Origin of the sequence: Enterococcus sp. DIV0970a, from assembly GCF_051711265.1 — a bacterium.
In the GTDB taxonomy this organism is placed as follows: domain Bacteria; phylum Bacillota; class Bacilli; order Lactobacillales; family Enterococcaceae; genus Enterococcus_D; species Enterococcus_D casseliflavus.
On record NZ_JBIOMF010000001.1, the window covers coordinates 1,438,646 to 1,457,178 of the forward strand.

19 protein-coding genes are annotated in these 18,533 nt (G+C 42.3%); 17 read left to right on the top strand and 2 right to left on the bottom strand.

The window, feature by feature from the left end:
- Window positions 1-12 precede the first annotated feature (12 nt).
- From IGK14_RS06750 to IGK14_RS06760, 3 genes are all read left to right on the top strand, one after another.
- Window positions 13-1,179 (top strand): nucleotidyltransferase, encoded by a 1,167-nt coding sequence (locus tag IGK14_RS06750; RefSeq protein ID WP_010748090.1) that lies wholly within the window; start codon window positions 13-15, stop codon window positions 1,177-1,179.
- Window positions 1,180-1,258: 79 nt separating this feature from the next.
- On the top strand, window positions 1,259-1,981 hold the full coding sequence (locus IGK14_RS06755) for a YebC/PmpR family DNA-binding transcriptional regulator (RefSeq protein ID WP_005225911.1): 723 nt from the start codon (window positions 1,259-1,261) through the stop codon (window positions 1,979-1,981).
- Between the two features lie 215 nt (window positions 1,982-2,196).
- Window positions 2,197-2,856 carry a hypothetical protein gene (locus IGK14_RS06760; RefSeq protein WP_005225912.1) on the top strand — a complete coding sequence of 220 codons (660 nt, stop codon included), beginning with the start codon at window positions 2,197-2,199 and terminating at the stop codon, window positions 2,854-2,856.
- Window positions 2,857-2,913: 57 nt separating this feature from the next.
- Here IGK14_RS06760 and helD read toward each other — a convergent pair whose 3' ends face one another.
- Window positions 2,914-5,193 (bottom strand): RNA polymerase recycling motor HelD, encoded by a 2,280-nt coding sequence (helD, locus tag IGK14_RS06765; protein ID WP_010748091.1) that lies wholly within the window; start codon window positions 5,191-5,193, stop codon window positions 2,914-2,916.
- A 140-nt stretch (window positions 5,194-5,333) separates the two neighbouring features.
- Between helD and IGK14_RS06770 the strand changes: the two genes are divergently transcribed.
- From IGK14_RS06770 to rbfA, 12 genes are all read left to right on the top strand, one after another.
- A complete protein-coding gene (locus IGK14_RS06770) occupies window positions 5,334-6,206 on the top strand; it encodes an aminoglycoside 6-adenylyltransferase (RefSeq protein ID WP_010748092.1) in 873 nt (290 codons plus the stop codon).
- Window positions 6,176-6,673, top strand: coding sequence for an ASCH domain-containing protein (locus IGK14_RS06775; protein ID WP_010748093.1), 498 nt, complete (start codon window positions 6,176-6,178; stop codon window positions 6,671-6,673). The genes IGK14_RS06770 and IGK14_RS06775 overlap by 31 nt, the downstream gene beginning before the upstream one ends.
- An 88-nt stretch (window positions 6,674-6,761) precedes the next feature.
- Window positions 6,762-6,938, top strand: a complete 177-nt coding sequence (locus tag IGK14_RS06780; RefSeq protein WP_005225916.1) for a 2-hydroxymuconate tautomerase — start codon at window positions 6,762-6,764, stop codon at window positions 6,936-6,938.
- Between the two features lie 311 nt (window positions 6,939-7,249).
- Window positions 7,250-9,190, top strand: coding sequence for a threonine--tRNA ligase (thrS, locus tag IGK14_RS06785; RefSeq protein WP_010748094.1), 1,941 nt, complete (start codon window positions 7,250-7,252; stop codon window positions 9,188-9,190).
- A 150-nt stretch (window positions 9,191-9,340) separates the two neighbouring features.
- Window positions 9,341-9,775 (top strand): DUF4234 domain-containing protein, encoded by a 435-nt coding sequence (locus IGK14_RS06790; RefSeq protein WP_008378150.1) that lies wholly within the window; start codon window positions 9,341-9,343, stop codon window positions 9,773-9,775.
- Window positions 9,775-10,113, top strand: a complete 339-nt coding sequence (locus tag IGK14_RS06795) for a DUF2752 domain-containing protein (RefSeq protein WP_170927565.1) — start codon at window positions 9,775-9,777, stop codon at window positions 10,111-10,113. The genes IGK14_RS06790 and IGK14_RS06795 overlap by 1 nt, the downstream gene beginning before the upstream one ends.
- A 207-nt stretch (window positions 10,114-10,320) precedes the next feature.
- The gene (rimP, locus tag IGK14_RS06800) at window positions 10,321-10,794 is read left to right on the top strand and encodes a ribosome maturation factor RimP (protein WP_005225920.1); all 474 of its coding nucleotides are present in this window, start codon (window positions 10,321-10,323) and stop codon (window positions 10,792-10,794) included.
- 21 nt (window positions 10,795-10,815) lie between these two features.
- Window positions 10,816-12,030 carry a transcription termination factor NusA gene (gene nusA, locus IGK14_RS06805; RefSeq protein ID WP_008378144.1) on the top strand — a complete coding sequence of 405 codons (1,215 nt, stop codon included), beginning with the start codon at window positions 10,816-10,818 and terminating at the stop codon, window positions 12,028-12,030.
- Between the two features lie 16 nt (window positions 12,031-12,046).
- Window positions 12,047-12,343 carry an RNase P modulator RnpM gene (gene rnpM / locus IGK14_RS06810; protein WP_005225922.1) on the top strand — a complete coding sequence of 99 codons (297 nt, stop codon included), beginning with the start codon at window positions 12,047-12,049 and terminating at the stop codon, window positions 12,341-12,343.
- Window positions 12,336-12,638: a YlxQ-related RNA-binding protein gene (locus IGK14_RS06815; protein WP_005235626.1), complete on the top strand. Its 303-nt coding sequence runs from the start codon at window positions 12,336-12,338 to the stop codon at window positions 12,636-12,638. Before rnpM ends, IGK14_RS06815 begins: the two co-directional genes overlap by 8 nt.
- A gap of 12 nt (window positions 12,639-12,650) precedes the next feature.
- Window positions 12,651-15,410, top strand: coding sequence for a translation initiation factor IF-2 (gene infB / locus IGK14_RS06820; protein ID WP_016249837.1), 2,760 nt, complete (start codon window positions 12,651-12,653; stop codon window positions 15,408-15,410).
- Window positions 15,411-15,442: 32 nt separating this feature from the next.
- Window positions 15,443-15,793: a 30S ribosome-binding factor RbfA gene (gene rbfA, locus IGK14_RS06825; RefSeq protein ID WP_005225925.1), complete on the top strand. Its 351-nt coding sequence runs from the start codon at window positions 15,443-15,445 to the stop codon at window positions 15,791-15,793.
- A gap of 51 nt (window positions 15,794-15,844) precedes the next feature.
- On the opposite strand, the gene IGK14_RS06830 is transcribed toward rbfA, so the two are convergent.
- The gene (locus IGK14_RS06830) at window positions 15,845-16,423 is read right to left on the bottom strand and encodes a phosphatase PAP2 family protein (RefSeq protein ID WP_005235629.1); all 579 of its coding nucleotides are present in this window, start codon (window positions 16,421-16,423) and stop codon (window positions 15,845-15,847) included.
- A gap of 122 nt (window positions 16,424-16,545) precedes the next feature.
- On the opposite strand from IGK14_RS06830, the gene truB reads away from it, so the two are divergent.
- A complete protein-coding gene (truB, locus tag IGK14_RS06835; RefSeq protein ID WP_010748098.1) occupies window positions 16,546-17,472 on the top strand; it encodes a tRNA pseudouridine(55) synthase TruB in 927 nt (308 codons plus the stop codon).
- A gap of 2 nt (window positions 17,473-17,474) precedes the next feature.
- Window positions 17,475-18,428 (top strand): riboflavin biosynthesis protein RibF, encoded by a 954-nt coding sequence (gene ribF, locus IGK14_RS06840; protein ID WP_010748099.1) that lies wholly within the window; start codon window positions 17,475-17,477, stop codon window positions 18,426-18,428.
- The last annotated feature ends 105 nt before the right edge of the window (window positions 18,429-18,533 follow it).

Sequence of the window (18,533 nt, forward strand, 5' to 3'; positions counted from 1 at the left end):
GGAGGGATGTCGATGAAGGCTTGCGGACTAGTCGTAGAATACAATCCTTTTCACCATGGACACCAATACCATGTGGAAAAAGCACGGCAAGTAACGAACGCTGATGTCGTCGTTGCGGTGATGAGTGGAAATTTTTTACAGCGTGGCGAACCAGCAATCATCGATAAATGGCAGCGAGCTCAAGCAGCACTACAACATGGGGTAGACTTGATCGTCGAATTGCCCCCCGCTTGGGCCGTCCACTCTGCTGATTTTTTTGCATCGGGAGCGATTAGGATTCTGCAGGATCTGCAATGTGAGTTGTTATGCTTTGGCACAGATACGAAACAACCCTTCGACTATGCCAAGTTTGCTCACTTTGAAAAAGAAAATCAACTGATGATCGATGCCGCATTTCAACGCTTAGCGAGGCAAAATACTACCTATAGTCAAAAAATGAGTGCGGTCCTCAGTGAGCTATATCCTGAGTACCATGCAGAAAAAGACCAGCCCAATCATCTGTTGGGTATGGCGTATGCACGGGAAGTGCTGCATTATGAAAAACCAATGCGCCTGGTCCCCATCCAACGCGTTGCGGCGTCTTATCATTCAGAACAATTCGATCATCCCACGATCGCCAGTGCAACAGCCATTCGCCAAGCAATCAAACAGGGTGCAGCTGTTGCGGATTTTGTTCCTGAAGCCACACAAACCTTTCTTTCACAAGCAACAGTCGATTGGGAAGACTTTTGGCCGTATCTTCAATACCAGATCATCTCTGCCCCGCTCGAAAAATTAGCTGCTATTTACCAGATGGAAGAAGGATTAGAATATCGACTAAAACAATATGTGACGGCGGCGGATTCTTTTGCAGATTTTATCAAGTTGTTAAAGACGAAACGTTATACCCAAACGCGGCTGCAGCGTCTTACTTGTTATGTATTGTTCCAAGTGACAAAAGCTGAAATGAAGGAAGCTCAAGAACATTCCTTTATTCGAGTCTTAGGGTATACGAAGCAAGGGCAGCACTATTTAAAAGAGGTCAAAAAAGAGCTGACCCTGCCGCTGATCGCTAAATTTGGTAAGCAAGAAGCACAGCGCTATGGCTTGTCATTGCGGATCGACCAGATCTATCAGCAAGGGAATCCCCAAATCACAGAACAAAATTTTCAAAGAATTCCGCTTTTTATTGATAAATAAGTGAAAATTACTTCACAGAACGCCATTTGACAAGTATAATGAATAAGGATTTTTAAAAACAAGAAAGCGAAGTGAAATCATGGGTCGTAAATGGGCAAATATCGTAGCGAAAAAAACTGCTAAAGATGCAAACAATAGCCGAGTTTATGCAAAATTTGGAATCGAAATCTACGCAGCAGCAAAATCGGGTGATCCTGATCCTCACGCGAACCAAAAATTACGCTTTGTTATCGAACGTGCGAAAACCTACAATGTGCCAAAACACATTATTGACCGTGCGATTGAAAAAGCCAAAGGTTCTGGCGATGAACAATACTCAGAACTTCGATACGAAGGATTTGGACCAAATGGATCAATGGTGATCGTCGATACGCTGACAAATAACGTCAACCGTACCGCAGCCGATGTTCGGGCTGCTTTTGGTAAAAACGGCGGGAATATGGGTGTTTCAGGGGCCGTTGCTTATATGTTTGATAACACGGCACTCTTTGGCTTTGCCGGTGACGATGCAGATGAAATTTTAGAATACTTGATGGACAAAGAGATCGATGTTCGTGATGTTGTTGAAGAAGATGGACAAATCATCGTTCACGGTGAACCAAGTGACTTCCATGCCATTCAAGAAGCCTTGAAAGAAAAAGGAATCACTGAATTCTCAATTGCAGAAATGCAAATGATTCCTCAAAATGAAGTAACCTTGACGGGTGACGATCTAGAAAAATTCGAAAAAATGATCGATGTGTTAGAAGATCTTGAAGACGTACAAAACGTCTATCACAATGTGGCAGATGCGGAAGAATAAGTGTCACTTGGCAGCCTAGAGACAATCTGGCTGCCATTTTTTTAGTATGTTTTTTTATGTAGAGACTTTGTCGCTTATGCAAGAGAAATAATGAAGCGGTAGCGTTGCTCATTTACTGAAAATTCTTCTGTGTTGATCATCTTTTCAGTTGGTTTCTATACATTTTATGTGTTATGATTTACTACATAAGCAAACAAATCGTTAGGGGGGCAGACATGGAAGAAAAAATCGTTTTAGAGCCATTTAATCGAATCTTAAGTGGTTTTGAAAAGCTAGCAGAAGTGTCTGTATCGATTTCTGACTGCTCGGCTCTTTGTCGGAAATATCAAAAGTATGGGGTAGAAGGGTATCGTCTAGGTGATTATCGTGGCTCTTCTTATTTGAATCGTTATTTAAATGTCGTCGTTGATCGCGCACCCTTATTAATTTATAAAGAGCGATTCTTGATTCCATTAGTCTTTCGCATGTCGGAATACTCTGAACGGCTCTTTATCGATGAGTATCGAATGGAAGGGTTCTTCTTGCTGTTGGATTGGCTTTTAGAGCACCGACCAGAAAAAGCAATTATTGATTATAAACGAACGCGTGCTTTGCCTCATAGAAAAGAATTTGTCATCGACAGTTCATATGTACTTTTTCGATTGACAGAAATTCTGGATGGCGCTGGCTTTCCTCTTAGTCGCTTTACGACGATTGAAGAATTTAGTGAGTGGAATCGTACCCATCGCTTGATCGATAACGGCAGCATTGGACGACATACAAAATTATTTGTTCCAGAAGATCCCGAACACGTTTCTGAGCTGCAAATGATTTTAACCATCGTTGGGATGCGCTATCCAGAAACCCGTTTATTTATTGGCGAGTTAAAAGGCTAAAAAAACATCACGATCGGCTTGTTTCCTTTGGGAACTCGCCGAAAGTGATGTTTTTTGTTATCCGATCGTTGATGCTTCTTGGAACTGATAAGTGGTAGGATCAGCTTTTGCTAGCAGCGGCAATTCCTCTTGGGTGAGGACGGTCAACTGATGCATCGCCCGTGTCGCCATTGTATAAAAAATCAATTGGTCTTGTTCAGTCACGAAAGTGGCACCTGGTGTCCAGACAAATACTTGGTCAAACTCTAGCCCTTTTGCTAAAAAGGCCGGGAAGATCATCACATTGCGTTTCATGAAGTCTTCTTCAGAGGTGATCAGCTGCACTTGTTCCTGCATTGTTTCTGACAGCTGGGCATATAACTGCTGGCAATCCTTTGCGGTTTTACAAATGATCGCGGTGCGCCAACGCTGATTCTCAGCGTCTTCACGAATACTGGTTTCTAGGAAAGCCAGATTTTCAGATGCAGTTCCTTTAACAATTGTTGGTACCGCCCCTTTACGAGACGTCAATTCCACTTGATCACTGCCAACTAAAAATTGATTGGCGAAATCTGTGATTTCCTTAGTCGAACGATAGCTGGTTTTCAATTGATAACGTTTCACACTTTCGCGGGGGAATAATTCTGCTAATGCCCCGACGATCGTTTCATTGCCGTACACTTTTTGATTCAAATCGCCGCATAGGGTGATGCCAGCCTTTGGATAAAGCTGACGCAGTAGGGCCACTTGTGCTGGTGGAAAATCCTGCATTTCATCGATAAAGATAAACCGAGCTTTTTCTTCGACGTGAACAGGATAAAGCTGTTTGATCAGTAAGAAAAACAAAACGGCGTCTTCTTGTTTGATCTGTCTTTGGCGCATGCCTTGTCGAATATCGGCAATACTTTGCTGCCAAGCCGCAGCCTCGATGCCAGTTTCTTTGACTGCAGCAGACTCAACCGATTGTAAAAAGTGTAAGTATTGCTTGGCTTGGTTGATAAACTGAAAGTTTTTCACTCCCCGCGTCAAGGAACGGAATTTCTTGCGGACGATCTGCTGTCTAAGTTTCTTCCGCAAACGGCGTTCGTTTTCTTCGCTGTATTCTTGATGAGGATCATTGGCAAATACTTGTTGCAATTGTTCTTCGGTCGCTTCTTTGACCCAGTCTTTTTTGGCTTCATCTTTTTCCAAGCCGCCGATTTTTTTTAATAATTTCGTTTGAAGCAGTTGGGTTCTTTGGTAAATCGGCAGTTCGTTATTGGTTTCTTGATACCAGCGGCGAATCTGTTCTTTTGTCAAATAGGTTTGCCCTTGGATTTTTAGATCACGGAACAAGGGACCGATCGGTGCAATCGAACGGACATAACGGTTGATTTTTTCCACCAAGAAAAGACTACTTTTGATTTTTTCAATGGCATCATCATCGCCGCTTAAAAAGGTTTCTTCTTGTTGGGTTTCTTTCGTCACTTCATAGCCAGTCAGAATCAATTGGATAAAGTGGTGGAAGGTTCTTGTGGGCACTTCACTTTCACCTAAAGAAGGCAGGACCATGGAAATATAGTCAGAAAACAAATGATTGGGTGAAAACAGCAAGACTTGTTTTTCGTCCAACCATTTGCGATTCCGATAAAGTAAAAAGGCGACCCGCTGCAACAAAGCAGAGGTTTTCCCACTTCCAGCAATCCCTTCGATCAGTAAGAATTTATTGGTGGTATCACGAATGATTTGATTCTGTGCTTTTTGGATCGTCGAAACGATGTTACGCATTTGAGAAGAAGAGGCTTCATCCAATATTTCCAACAAAAATTCGTCATTGATGATCTCCGAAGTATCGACCATCGACAAGATTTCACCATTTTGAATTTTAAATTGGCGTTTCAAAAGCAATTCTACCGTAAACCGATCAGTGTCTGTTTCGTAGAAGGTTTCACCAAGCTCTCCTTCATAATAAAGATTGGCGATCGGTGCGCGCCAGTCAATGACGATCGTTTCTTCATCTTTGTCTCGCAATGAAGCGATCCCCAAATAGAGGGTCTCGGTTTCTTGTTCTTCTTTGAAATCGATTCGAGCAAAATACGGATTGCCCGCCATCGTTGTTAAGGTTTTGACGCGTTTTTCTTGTGATTCTGCGGTTTGGTATTTTATCAGCAATTCTTGTTCATGCTGCTGGTACTCGATAACTGATTCATAAAAGGCTTCACTGTCGCCCCCGCGAATTTTCTTATCGGCAATTTCTTTTAATTGATCATCCATTTTAGCGGCTAACTCTTGTTTTTGCTGCGAAAGGATCGCTTGTTCTCTGTGGATCAGAGCAATGGTTTCATTGACATGTTGTTGTTCTTTTTGACGTTCGTTCACGAAGGATCCTCCTTAAAAAAATTGCGACATAAAATTATAGCATATTTTCCCTGCGAATGTCGTGAAAAAAAAGAAACTATGCTAATATTTATAAAAAGAGCTTAGGTGTTCAAAAACGAAACGAAAAAGAGGTGGAGACGGTGAGGGAAGAAGCAGAATTGCACCAATTGATCCTGACTGTGGGGCAACGTGTTGGGGCACGTGCCATCGGTTTATCTGGTTCACGGACCGATCCACAGGCGCCAAAAGATTTTTTGCAAGACTTTGATGTGGTTTACGTAATGGATGATATTCAGCCCTTGGTCGATGATTCTTCATGGTTAGAAGCCTTTGGACCGATCATGATCAGGCAAACACCGGAAGCTAGCACCATCTATCCGCCAAGCTTGGGCGGGTGTTTTACGTACTTGATGCATTTTTTTGACGGAGTAAGAATCGATCTCATGCTATGTCCTCTTGCACTGGTCGATCGTCTGGCTAACGAACCAGGCTTGCAGCCGCTGCTTGATCCAGACCAAATACTAAGTTTTGCTAATCAAGCAAATCATTCGCATTACTGGATCAAGCGCCCGACCCAAGCCGCTTTTAAGGAACACTGCAACGAATTTTGGTGGGTAAGCACGTATGTCGTGAAAGGGCTGCTTCGAAAGCAGCTGATTTATGCTGCGGATCATTTATACACTATTTGTTGGCAAGAATTGTTATGGATTGAAGATTTGTTCGTTGCCCAAGCTCAGCAATTTCAGGTGAGTACAGGGAAAAATCATAAATACCTACAGTCGTTTCTAACGGAAAAGGAGTGGCGGGAATTGACCTCATTGCTTGATTTTTCCACGATCACTGCCTGCGGTCAGTCACTTTTGAAGATGCAAAAACGTTTTGATGGCCAAGCAAAGAACATCAGCGAGAAATTAGGGCTGGCATATGATTGGCAAGAAGCTGAGAATGTCCAAACATATACGAAGTATTGGAGTGAAAAAAATTGGCAGATGAAACCAGAGAATCAAAAATAAAAGACTGTCAGATTCAGGCGTTTTGGCAGCGATTTTTAAAAGCAAATCCAAGAAATCAATCTCCTTTGACCTATGAAGATGCTTGGTCCTTTGGTGATACACCACAAATGGCCGATGAACTGGCAGCACTGGTTTTAGCTGGCAAAAAGACGCCAACGACATCTGCCGCTGCGCTCTATGAAATCGAGCAAGAAGCATTGCCGCAATCAGGAACCTATAGTGTCCTTTTAAATGGGTCGGATGTACCAAAAGCTGTTCTTTACTTAGAGTCAGTGTCGATCGTGCCTTTTGATGAGGTGACAGCAGACTTTGCCTTTTTAGAAGGGGAAGGAGATCGCACTTTGGCTTATTGGCGCCGTGTTCATGAAGCTTTTTTTCGACGAGCTTATGCCTCAGCGGGGTTGTCTTTTCACGATCAAATGCTGTGTGTTTGCGAAAAGTTTTGTGTCGTTTATCAGGAAGAATAAAGTCATGGTTTTCTTTGGAAACCAAGGTAATAGTTTTTGTCTTTTTGAAAAAGGTGTATAATCAAAAGCAAACAAAGGAGGAAGTCGTATGCCATTTATCCATGTCGAACTAGTTGAAGGACGTTCGCAAGAGCAACTGACGAATATGATGAAAGAAATCACTGAGGCGGTCCATAAAAATACAGGCGCCCCTAAAGAGCATATCCATGTTATCATCAATGAAATGAAGCAAGGAACCTATGCTGTGAATGGTGATTGGAAATAATTCTCTTGCTTTTTTATCAAGAGAGTGGTTTAATTGAGCCATAATCGATCAATAAAAAAGACACCTGAATTTGAGAGTCTTCGATAAGAGAGGGAAATCTTGGCTGAAAATTTCCTAGAAGAAAACCAAAGGATGACCACTTTTTTAAGACCTCTGTTGAAACGGAGGCGGTTGAACCGTTATCTCATGAAGAGGAAAACAGACTTTTTCTGTTTTTGAAGAATAGGTGGAACCACGAGTGATCGTCCTAGTATCGTAACCGATACTAGGACTTTTTTTATTGATTGAAATCATCAAAGGAGGACATTCATATGTCATTATTTATTACATTTCCTGATGGCGCAAAAAAAGAATTTGCTGTTGGGGTAACAACCAAAGAGATTGCTGAAAGTATCTCGAAAAGTCTTGCAAAGAAAGCCTTAGCTGGAAAAGTCAATGGACAACTGATCGATCTTTCACGTCCGATCGAAGAAGATGCAACGATTGAGATCGTGACACCCGATCATGAAGACGCCTTAGGCTTACTTCGTCATTCGACAGCTCATTTAATGGCTCAAGCCATGCGCAGACTCTATCCATCGATCCAGTTTGGGGTAGGACCTGCAATTGATTCTGGTTTTTACTATGACACAGACAATGGGGAAAACCCAGTAACTGCAGAAGATCTACCAGCAATCGAAGCAGAGATGATGAAGATCATCAAAGAAAATCTGCCAATCGAACGCCGCGTGTTAACAAAAGAAGAAGCGTTGACCCTTTTTGCTGAAGATCCATACAAAGTTGAGTTGATCACAGAATTACCAGATGACGAAACGATTACTGCCTATCAGCAAGGAGAATTTGTTGACTTATGCCGCGGCCCTCATGTCCCATCGACAGGTCGTATCCAAGTGTACAAATTGTTATCAGTAGCCGGAGCCTATTGGCGTGGAAGTTCTGATAATCAAATGATGCAAAGGGTATATGGAACAGCCTTTTTCGATAAGAAAGACTTGAAGGAATTTATTCGTTTACGAGAAGAAGCAAAAGAACGCGATCATCGTAAATTAGGGAAAGAATTAGAATTGTTTATGTTGTCCCCTGAAGTCGGCGCGGGTTTGCCTTTCTGGTTGCCAAAAGGAGCAACGATCCGTCGTACGATCGAGCGTTATATCGTGGATAAAGAAGTTAGCCTTGGGTACCAACACGTATACACACCAATCATGGCAAACGTGGATTTATACAAAACATCAGGGCACTGGGATCATTACCACGAGGACATGTTCCCACCAATGGATATGGGGGATGGCGAAATGCTGGTTCTACGACCAATGAATTGCCCACATCACATGATGGTTTACAAAAATGACATCCATTCGTATCGTGAACTACCAATTCGGATCGCTGAATTAGGAATGATGCACCGCTATGAAAAATCAGGGGCACTATCAGGGTTGCAACGGGTTCGGGAAATGACCTTAAATGATGGTCATACATTTGTTCGTCCTGATCAAATCAAAGAAGAATTCAAACGGACACTGGATCTTATGGTGGGCGTTTACGAAGACTTTAATATTACTGACTATCGTTTCCGTTTAAGTTATCGCGATCCACAAAACAAAGACAAATATTTTGATGACGATGCGATGTGGGAAAATGCGCAAACAATGCTAAAAGCGGCCATGGATGAATTAGAATTGGATTATTTTGAAGCTGACGGTGAAGCAGCTTTCTACGGACCTAAACTAGATGTCCAAGTGAAAACAGCTTTAGGTATGGAAGAAACCTTGTCAACGATCCAATTGGATTTCTTATTGCCTGAACGGTTTGATCTAACATATGTTGGTGAAGATGGCGAAAACAATCACCGTCCAGTGGTGATCCACCGCGGAATCGTTTCAACGATGGAACGTTTTGTGGCTTACCTGACAGAAGTCTATAAAGGGGCATTCCCGACTTGGTTGGCACCAATCCAAGCATCGATCATTCCGGTCTCAGTCGAAGCTCACAGTGACTATGCTTACGAAATCAAAGAACGTTTGCAGGCACAAGGACTGCGGGTAGAAGTGGATGACCGCAACGAAAAAATGGGGTATAAGATCCGCGCATCACAAACCCAAAAAATTCCTTACCAAATCGTTGTTGGGGATCAAGAAGTCAATGACGCGACAGTCAATATCCGTCGCTACGGCAGCAAAGAGACCCAAGTCGAAGAATTGAATCTGTTTGTTGATGCAATGGCTGCAGAAGTGAAAAACTATAGTCGAAAATAGTTTTATAATGGATGAAGCGAAAAAGTACCTTCTTTAAGACGGTGCTTTTTTGTCTAAATTCATAAAAATAAACAAATAGGTTTTGTTACGATGATTATATTGTAGTATAATTGATAAGTGGCAAAAATGAAAAAAGAAAAGGAGTTTGTAATGAATTATAATTACGGAGTTAGAAAGAAATCGGTTGTATCGGTCATTTTATTAACATTTATTACTTGTGGCATTTATACATTCTTTTGGATGTACCAAACAACCAAAGAGCTGGCAGAATACAGCGGGGATAATCGTCTTTCGCCAGAAACGTCGATTTTACTCACGATCCTTACTTGCGGATTGTACCAAATTTATTGGTGGTATCGAATCGCGGATATCTTTATGAGTGCACAACAACGAGCGAATATGCCTCGTCTAAGTGACAACAAAATCCTTTTTGTCGTCTTGAGCCTTTTTGCTTTTGATTTCATCAACATGGCGATTTTACAAGGAGATATGAACCAAATGTGGGAAGCAGCTGATCAAAATGCCATGACCTCATCTAACAATACAAACGATTCGTCTGATTCAGATGATTGGGTAGATTATTGATTTGTCCGTTTAAATGGTTAACGGGGTTTCCTTGTCCAGGTTGTGGCATGACGCGCGCCTATTTGCACTTATTTCAGGGTGATCTTGAAGGTGCGCTGCATTTTCATCCCTTGTTTTGGTTAGTGCCGATCGTATTCGGAATTGTTTTATTCAAAAAAAATCCGAAAATCAGCAAACTTTACTACAGTCACAACCTGTGGGTGACATTGACACTTTTGGTACTAGTGGTTTATGGTGGTCGGCTCTGGCTTCATTTCCCACATGACGCGCCAATGGACTTTGATCCAGAGAGCATTTTCCCACAACTACTACGTCGGATTGGTCAAGTGATTCACTAACAGCCATTCACCCAAGCATTAAAAATCTTTAAGAAAATACTTTGTTTTTTTCTGAAAGCGAAGGGAACATGCGACAGTAGTTGAATCTTTATGAAAATTGTGTTATATTTACAATGTAATGATACTTAGAGTGAGTGAGCGGTTTTTTCGCTCACTCTTTTTAATGGAATGAAGTTCGTTTCGTTGAGAAATAAAGGAGGCGATGTTGTGAGTACGGTAGTGGAAACTGTTACAGATATAGTGACCCCTATTCTGGATGCGCAAAAATTTGAATTAGTTGAAGTAGAATTCGTGAAGGAAGGGAAAAATTGGTTTCTTCGTGTGTTCATTGATAAAGAAGGCGGAATCGATATCGAGGAATGTGCCTTTGTCAGTGAACAACTTAGTGAACAATTAGACCAATGCGAACCTGATCCTATTCCACAGGCCTATTTCTTGGAAGTTTCTTCCCCTGGCGCCGAGCGTCCATTGAAGAAAGAAGCAGATTATCAACGGGCAGTCGGCGAGTACATTCATGTTTCTTTATATCAACCGATTGATGGAGAAAAACAGTTCGAAGGCTTTTTACAGTCATTCGACGAAAATCAGCTAGTTATTAAGACCCGAATCAAAACCAGAGAAAAAGAACGAACGATCGACCGGAAAAATATTGCCAAAGCTCGTTTAGCCATTCAATTTTAAACACGGAGGAATGAAAGAATCATGAGTAAAGAAATGTTGAATGCATTGGATGCATTAGAAGCAGAGAAAGGCATTTCAAAAGAGATTGTCATCGATGCCTTGGAAGCGGCATTGGTTTCAGCGTACAAACGTCATTACGGGCAAGCGCAAAATGTGGAAGTTGAATTTGATCAGAAAAAAGGCAACATCCACGTCTATGCAGTCAAAGAAGTGACAGAAGAAGTCATGGACTCGCAACTAGAGGTTTCATTAAAAGAAGCGATGACAATCAATCCCGCTTATGAAATCGGCGACAAAATCCGTTTTGAAGTAACGCCTAAAGACTTTGGTCGTATTGCGGCGCAAACGGCAAAACAAGTCATTTTGCAACGGGTCCGTGAAGCAGAAAGAAACATTATCTATAACGAATTTAGTGCGTACGAAAAAGACATTCTGCAAGGAATCGTTGAACGCCAAGACAATCGTTATATCTATGTAAACTTAGGCAAAATTGAAGCCGTGCTTTCAAAACAAGACCAAATGCCAAATGAGTTTTATCAACCCCATGATCGGATCAAAGTATTCGTTTCTCGTGTTGAAAATACTTCGAAAGGCCCTCAAGTATTCGTTAGCCGTAGCCATCCAGATTTGCTACGCCGATTATTTGAACAAGAAGTGCCAGAAGTATATGATGGTACTGTAGAGATCGTAAGTATTGCTCGTGAAGCAGGGGATCGTGCCAAAGTTGCTGTTCGTTCCTTTGATGCCAACGTCGATCCAGTCGGCACTTGTGTTGGTCCTAAAGGTCAACGGGTTCAAGCGATCGTCAATGAACTAAAAGGCGAAAACATGGACATCGTGGAATGGAATGAAGATCCAGCGATCTTCATCGCCAATGCGTTGAATCCAGCAGAAGTCAGCGACGTTATTTTCGACGTTGATAATCCGAAGGCATGTACTGTTGTCGTGCCTGATTACCAATTATCATTGGCGATCGGTAAACGCGGACAAAATGCTCGTCTAGCAGCCAAATTGACTGGCTTCAAAATCGATATCAAATCAGAAACAGACATGGAAGAATTTTATGCGAAGCTGGATGAAGGCGACTATATCGATGAGTATGATGCCAACGCTTCAGAAGCTGCTGAAGAAATCAGCACAGAAGCAACAGAATCTGCAGAAACAGTTGATGAAGCGATCCTTCCATCAGACATGACTGCGGATGATTATGAAAATGTTGAGTTTGACGAAAAATAGTTGAGGTGAGATCGTGATGAAAAAACGAAAAATTCCTTTACGAAAATCAGTGATTTCAGGCGAAATGCTACCTAAGAAAGAAATGCTTCGTATCACTCGTTCAAAAGAAGGCGTTGTTTCCATCGATCCGACAGGAAAAATGCCAGGTCGGGGAGCTTATATAGCGATCGAACCGGCTGAAGCCCAGAAAGCATGGGATAAGCGTATCTTGGATCGAGTGCTGGAAACGAAATTGACAGATGAATTTTACCAAGAACTATTGGACTATGTAACGCACCAAAAAGCGCGAAAAGAGTTATTTGCAAATGAATAAAACCAAAGCATTAAATATGTTAGGACTAGCCATGCGTGCTGGGAAATTAGTAACTGGTGAAGAAATGACTTTAAAAGAGATTCGCAATGAGAAAGCTGCTTTAGTCATTATCGCCAGTGATGCTGGTAAAAATACACAAAAGAAAATTAAGGACAAAAGTTCTTATTACGAAATTCCGCTCCTAGATGCATTTTCTGCTGATGAAATCAGTGCGGCCATTGGGAAACCAAGAATGGTCATTGGCATCTTAGATCAAGGATTTGCAAGGAAGGTGCAGGAATTAATATTAGGTTAGGAAGGTGATTGCATGGGAAAAAAAAGAATTTATGAACTTGCAAAAGAATGGAATAAGTCGAGCAAAGAGGTTGTTGAAAAAGCACAATCTTTAGGCTTTGATGTCAAAAATCATATGGGCGCGATCTCAGATGGAGAGGCGCAAAAATTGCAGCAGTCATTAGGCGGCAATCCAAATGGTAAAACATCTGCAAACTCAAATCCCGCAAATCAGAAACCAGCCAACCAGCCGGAAAAACAAGAACAAAAGAAATTTAAAACGCAAAGAAATAATCCTAACTTCCAAAACCGTCATAACAATCAAAGTCAACAGCGAACTACGCAAAGCAATAACCGTCCTGCTGGTCAAGGACAAGTAGATCGCACGAACAGTCAAGGAAGTAACAGACCAAATAACCAAGGAAGTCATAATCGAGTGAATAACCAAGAGAATCGTAACAATCAAGGGCAACAAAACCGCCCAACAAACCAAGGACAACAAAACCGTCCGAATAATCAAGGGCAACAAAATCGCCCAACAAACCAAGGACAGCAAAACCGTCCAAACAACCAAGGGCAACAAAATCGTCCGAACAATCAAGGACAGCAAAACCGTCAAAACAACCAAGGGCAACAAAATCGTCCGAACAATCAAGGACAGCAAAACCGTCCGAATAATCAAGGGCAACAGAATCGCCCAACAAACCAAGGACAACAAAACCGTCCGAATAATCAAGGGCAACAAAATCGCCCAACAAACCAAGGACAGCAAAACCGTCCAAATAACCAAGGGCAACAAAACCGTCCGGCCGCTCAATCTGCAGGAAATACGCAAGGGGCAGACCGTAACAATAACCGTCCGCAAGGCTCGAATGATTCCCGTGGAGGAAATCAAAACCGCGGCAAGTCAAACTACGGTGGACGTAATAACAATTTCAACAACAACAATCGCAATAAATTTAACAAAAAAGGGAAAAAAGGCCGTCAGCAGACGGAAAAGAAACCGCCAGTTCCAGCACGTAAATTCCGTGAGCTACCAGAAGTATTGGAATATTCAGAAGGCATGAACGTAGCGGATATCGCGAAAAAAATCTACCGTGAACCAGCAGAGATCATCAAGAAACTCTTTATGATGGGGGTTATGGTCAATCAAAACCAACCTTTAGATAAAGATACGATTGAACTGCTTGCTACCGATTACGGAATCGAACCACAAGAAAAAGTTCAAGTGGATATCGCAGACATCGATAAATTCTTCGAAGCAGAAGAACAAATTGAAGAGAATTTAGTATCACGACCACCTGTTGTGACTATCATGGGTCACGTTGACCACGGGAAAACAACATTGCTTGATACTTTACGTCATTCACGCGTAACAAGTGGTGAAGCTGGAGGAATCACCCAGCATATTGGGGCTTACCAAATCGACATCAATGGCAAACCAATCACTTTCTTAGATACTCCTGGACACGCGGCCTTTACCAGTATGCGTGCACGGGGAGCAAGTATCACCGATATCACGATTCTTGTTGTCGCAGCTGATGATGGAGTGATGCCACAAACAGTGGAAGCAATCAACCATGCGAAAGCAGCAAAAGTGCCGATCATCGTGGCAGTAAACAAAATCGATAAACCAGGTGCTAACCCACAACACGTGATGCAAGAATTAAGCGAACATGAGCTGATTCCTGAAGCTTGGGGCGGCGATACGATCTTTGTTGAAATTTCAGCGAAATTTGGGCAAAACATTGAAGAATTGCTTGAAATGATCCTCTTAGTAGCAGAAGTCGAAGATTTGAAAGCTGATCCTACCCAACGGGCGATCGGTACCGTTATTGAAGCGCGCCTTGATAAAGGCAAAGGTCCTGTAGCAACACTATTGGTTCAACAAGGGACTCTTCATGTAGGTGATCCAATTGTTGTAGGGAATACTTTCGGTCGTGTTCGCGTAATGACGAATGATTTAGGTCGTCGTGATAAAGCAGCTGGACCTGCTACTCCAGTCGAAATCACAGGATTGAATGATGTGCCTCAAGCAGGTGATCGTTTCGTTACTTTTGAAGACGAGAAAACAGCTCGAGCAGCGGGAGAAGAACGTGCAAAACGTGCTTTGATGGAGCAACGCGCATCAAGCAGTCGTGTGACATTGGATAACTTGTTTGAAAGTCTAAAAGAAGGCGAACTGAAAGAAGTAAATGTCATCATCAAAGCAGACGTACAAGGTTCAGCTGAAGCATTAGCTGCTTCATTGAAGAAAATCGATGTTGAAGGTGTGCGAGTGAACATCGTCCATTCAGCTGTTGGTGCAATCAATGAAAGTGATGTAACGCTAGCAGCAGCAAGTAATGCCATCATCATCGGATTTAACGTCCGTCCAACACCGCAAGCCAAACAGCAAGCGGAAGCGGAAAAAGTCGATATTCGTTTGCATCGCATCATCTACAAAGCGATCGAAGAAATCGAAACCGCGATGAAAGGGATGCTTGATCCTGAATTCGAAGAAAAAATCACTGGTCAAATGATCGTTCGTGAAACATACAAAGTATCTAAAGTGGGCACGATCGCAGGTTGCTACGTAACGGAAGGCAGTATTCGCCGTGACAGTGGCGTACGGGTGATTCGTGACGGCATCGTTATCTATGAAGGCAAACTTGCCAGCTTGAAACGCTTCAAAGATGATGTCAAAGAAGTGAAGCTAGGGTTTGAATGTGGCGCGATGATCGAGAAATTCAACGATCTTAAAGTTGATGACGTGATCGAAGGCTATGTCATGGAAGAAGTACCGACAAAATAACGGAATGACAACTATACAAGGAGGCTTTTTGAATGGCTAACTATCGAGATCGCCGAGTGGCGCAAGAAATCTTAAAAGAAGTCAATCAAATTCTTCGTAAAAAAGTTCGTGATCCTCGCGTGCAAGATGTGACGATCACAGATGTACGAGTAACTGGTGATTTACAGCAAGCAACGATCTTTTACAGCACCCTAACGGACTTAGCTTCAGATAAGCAAAAAGCCCAAGCAGGACTGGAAAAAGCAACTGGCTTGGTTCGTCGTGAATTAGGTCAAGCGTTAACGCTCTATAAAGTTCCAGAAATCCAATTCGAATTGGATGAATCAGTACAATACGGGAATAAAATTGATGAAATGATTCGCGCATTGCACTCAGAAGAATAAAAAAAAGAGCAGCTTCCAATCGAAGCTGTTCTTTTTTATTTGAAAAGAGCATCAGGTATTCATCAGTAAAGTTACCAGTCCAGCAACACCTGTCCCCAAGAGCCAGCCTCCGATCACATCTGTTAAAAAATGGATCCCTAAGTAGACTCTGCTAAAGCCGATCATAAAGCTTAACAAAACTGCCAGCAGAGTCATCGGAAGGACTGCTGAGGGAACCAATTGTCCAAGATTCAAGGCGATCGTTCCGTACATGGCAGCGGATGTGGCAGCATGGGCACTAGGAAAGCTGTGATCTTTTTCTTCAACTAAACGATGATCGATCGGACGATCTCGTCGGACGATCCGTTTGATCAGGTAAGCAGCTGCTGATACTATGAAGATACTGACTGCTGTTTTTGGTGCAAGATCCGCCCGCGATGATGGAAAGACAAACAATAGTAAAGCGATCGCAACTGTCGGAAAGGCTTTTCCTAAATTGGTAAAAAAGTGCATCATGCGCGTCAAAGAAGGCGTACGGCTTTGGATGATCTGCAAAGCAAACGCTTCTTCCCAACGCTGCATCGTGCCGAGCTGAATCATGATCAAAAAGATGGCAAATCCAATAAATGACCCTATCGTTAAAACAACCATTTTAGGACCTCCTTATATGCTTAGTTTATCATGTAATGAGAAGGAGCGAAAAGGATTTTGTCGTGCAATGAATTTTTTTTATATGTTATAATAAGCAAGTTGAAGTGAAATGGAGGAATACGATGGACGGGATTTTACCATTATGGAAAGAGCGTGGACAAACAAGTAACGACTGCGTGTTTAAATTACGAAAAATATTAAAGACAAAAAAAATCGGACACAGCGGCACACTAGATCCTGACGTGGATGGTGTCTTGCCCGTTTGTATCGGAAAAGGAACGAAGATCGTCGAATACTTGGTTGATTCTGGAAAAGTCTACACCGGGGAAATCACCTTGGGCTTCAGTACCACTACAGAAGATCGGTCGGGGGATATCGTTGAACAACAAGCACTAACTCGTCCGTTTACGAAGACAGAAATCGATCAGGCAATGAAACAGTTGACGGGGACGATTACCCAGATCCCGCCGATGTATTCGGCGGTCAAAGTCAATGGCAAACGACTTTACGAATATGCTCGCAACAATGAAACTGTCGAGCGGCCACAGCGCAAAGCAGATATTTATTCCTTCAAACGAATTTCAGAGCCGGTTTTTCATGAGGACAATACGCAAAGCTGGCGTTTTGAAGTTTCTTGTGGAAAAGGGACTTATGTTCGCACGTTAGCGGTCGACACAGGGAAATTGCTGGGTGTACCCGCGCATATGTCTGATTTGACTCGCTTAAAAAGCGGTGGTTTTTCTAAAGAACAATCTTACACGATTGCAGAGGTGCAAAAGGCAGTCGATGAACAACGTGTTTCGGAACTACTGCTACCGGTGGAATATGGGGTATCAGAATTTCTTCAAGTGACGATCGATGCAGACCTCTGGCAGAAAGTAAAAAATGGCATGCGTTTGCCCTTCAGCGCGTTTGGATTACCAAAGCGCCCAGAGGAATTAGTGGCGATTTTTTATCGAGAACAATTGATCAGTATCTATAAAGCTCATGACAAATACCAGGATATGATGAAACCGGTAAAAGTCATCCGTACAGAAATAGGAGAATGAATATGGAAATCATTGAAATAAGACACCCTTATGATCACGCAGCGATTCCTGATGAGGAGATCGTCTTAGTTTTAGGCTTTTTCGATGGCGTGCATTTAGGTCATCAAAAAGTCATTGAAACAGGACGAAAGATTGCAGAGGAGAAAGGGTTAAAATTGGCGTTGATGACCTTTAATCAGCATCCCTCGATCGTTTTTCAAAAGGTTGATCCTGAAAAAATGCAATACCTGACCAGTTTGCCGCAAAAAGAAGCGCACATGGAACAACTTGGGGTAGATATTCTTTATATCATTGAATTTACTTCTGCTTTTGCAAATTTGGCACCGCAAGTATTTGTAGATGAATACATGATCGGACTGCATGCAAAAGTTGTTGTTGCAGGTTTTGACTATACCTATGGCAAGAAAGAGATAGCCAACATGGCGCTTTTGCCAACCTATGCAGAAGGACGTTTTGAAGTCGTGACTGTCGCGCAAGAATCGTTTCATGAGGAAAAGGTCAGCTCCACACGCATTCGCTCTGCACTACAAAATGGTGATATGGCGCAAGTCAATCGCTTGTTAGGGTATATTTATGAATTTGAAGGAACCGTCGTTCACGGTGATGCTAGAGGACGAGAACTTGGGTTTCCAACCGCAAATATCAAAGTGAAGAGCACCGTTCGGTTGCCAAAAGAAGGCGTCTATGTGACGGAAATCAAAGTTGGTGACAAGTGGTATCCATCGATGGGATCGATTGGTCACAATGATACGTTTGGTCAAGGTCGCCAGTTAACAGTAGAGATTTATATTCTCGATTTTCACCAAGATATCTATGGTGAAACCGTGGCGATCCGTTGGCATCATTTCTTACGTGATCAAGTCGCTTTCAATGGCGCACAAGCGTTGATCGAGCAATTAAAGCAAGATGAACGAGACACTGAAGCTTATTTTGATGGGCTTTCTGAAGAAAACTAGTCATTCGTAGTGAAAAGAAGCGTTTCTGGCTTCTTTTCACTTTTTCTTTTTCTCTCTTTTTATAACGTAGTTTATTTGAATTCTAATGCTTTCCCCATGAGGAAA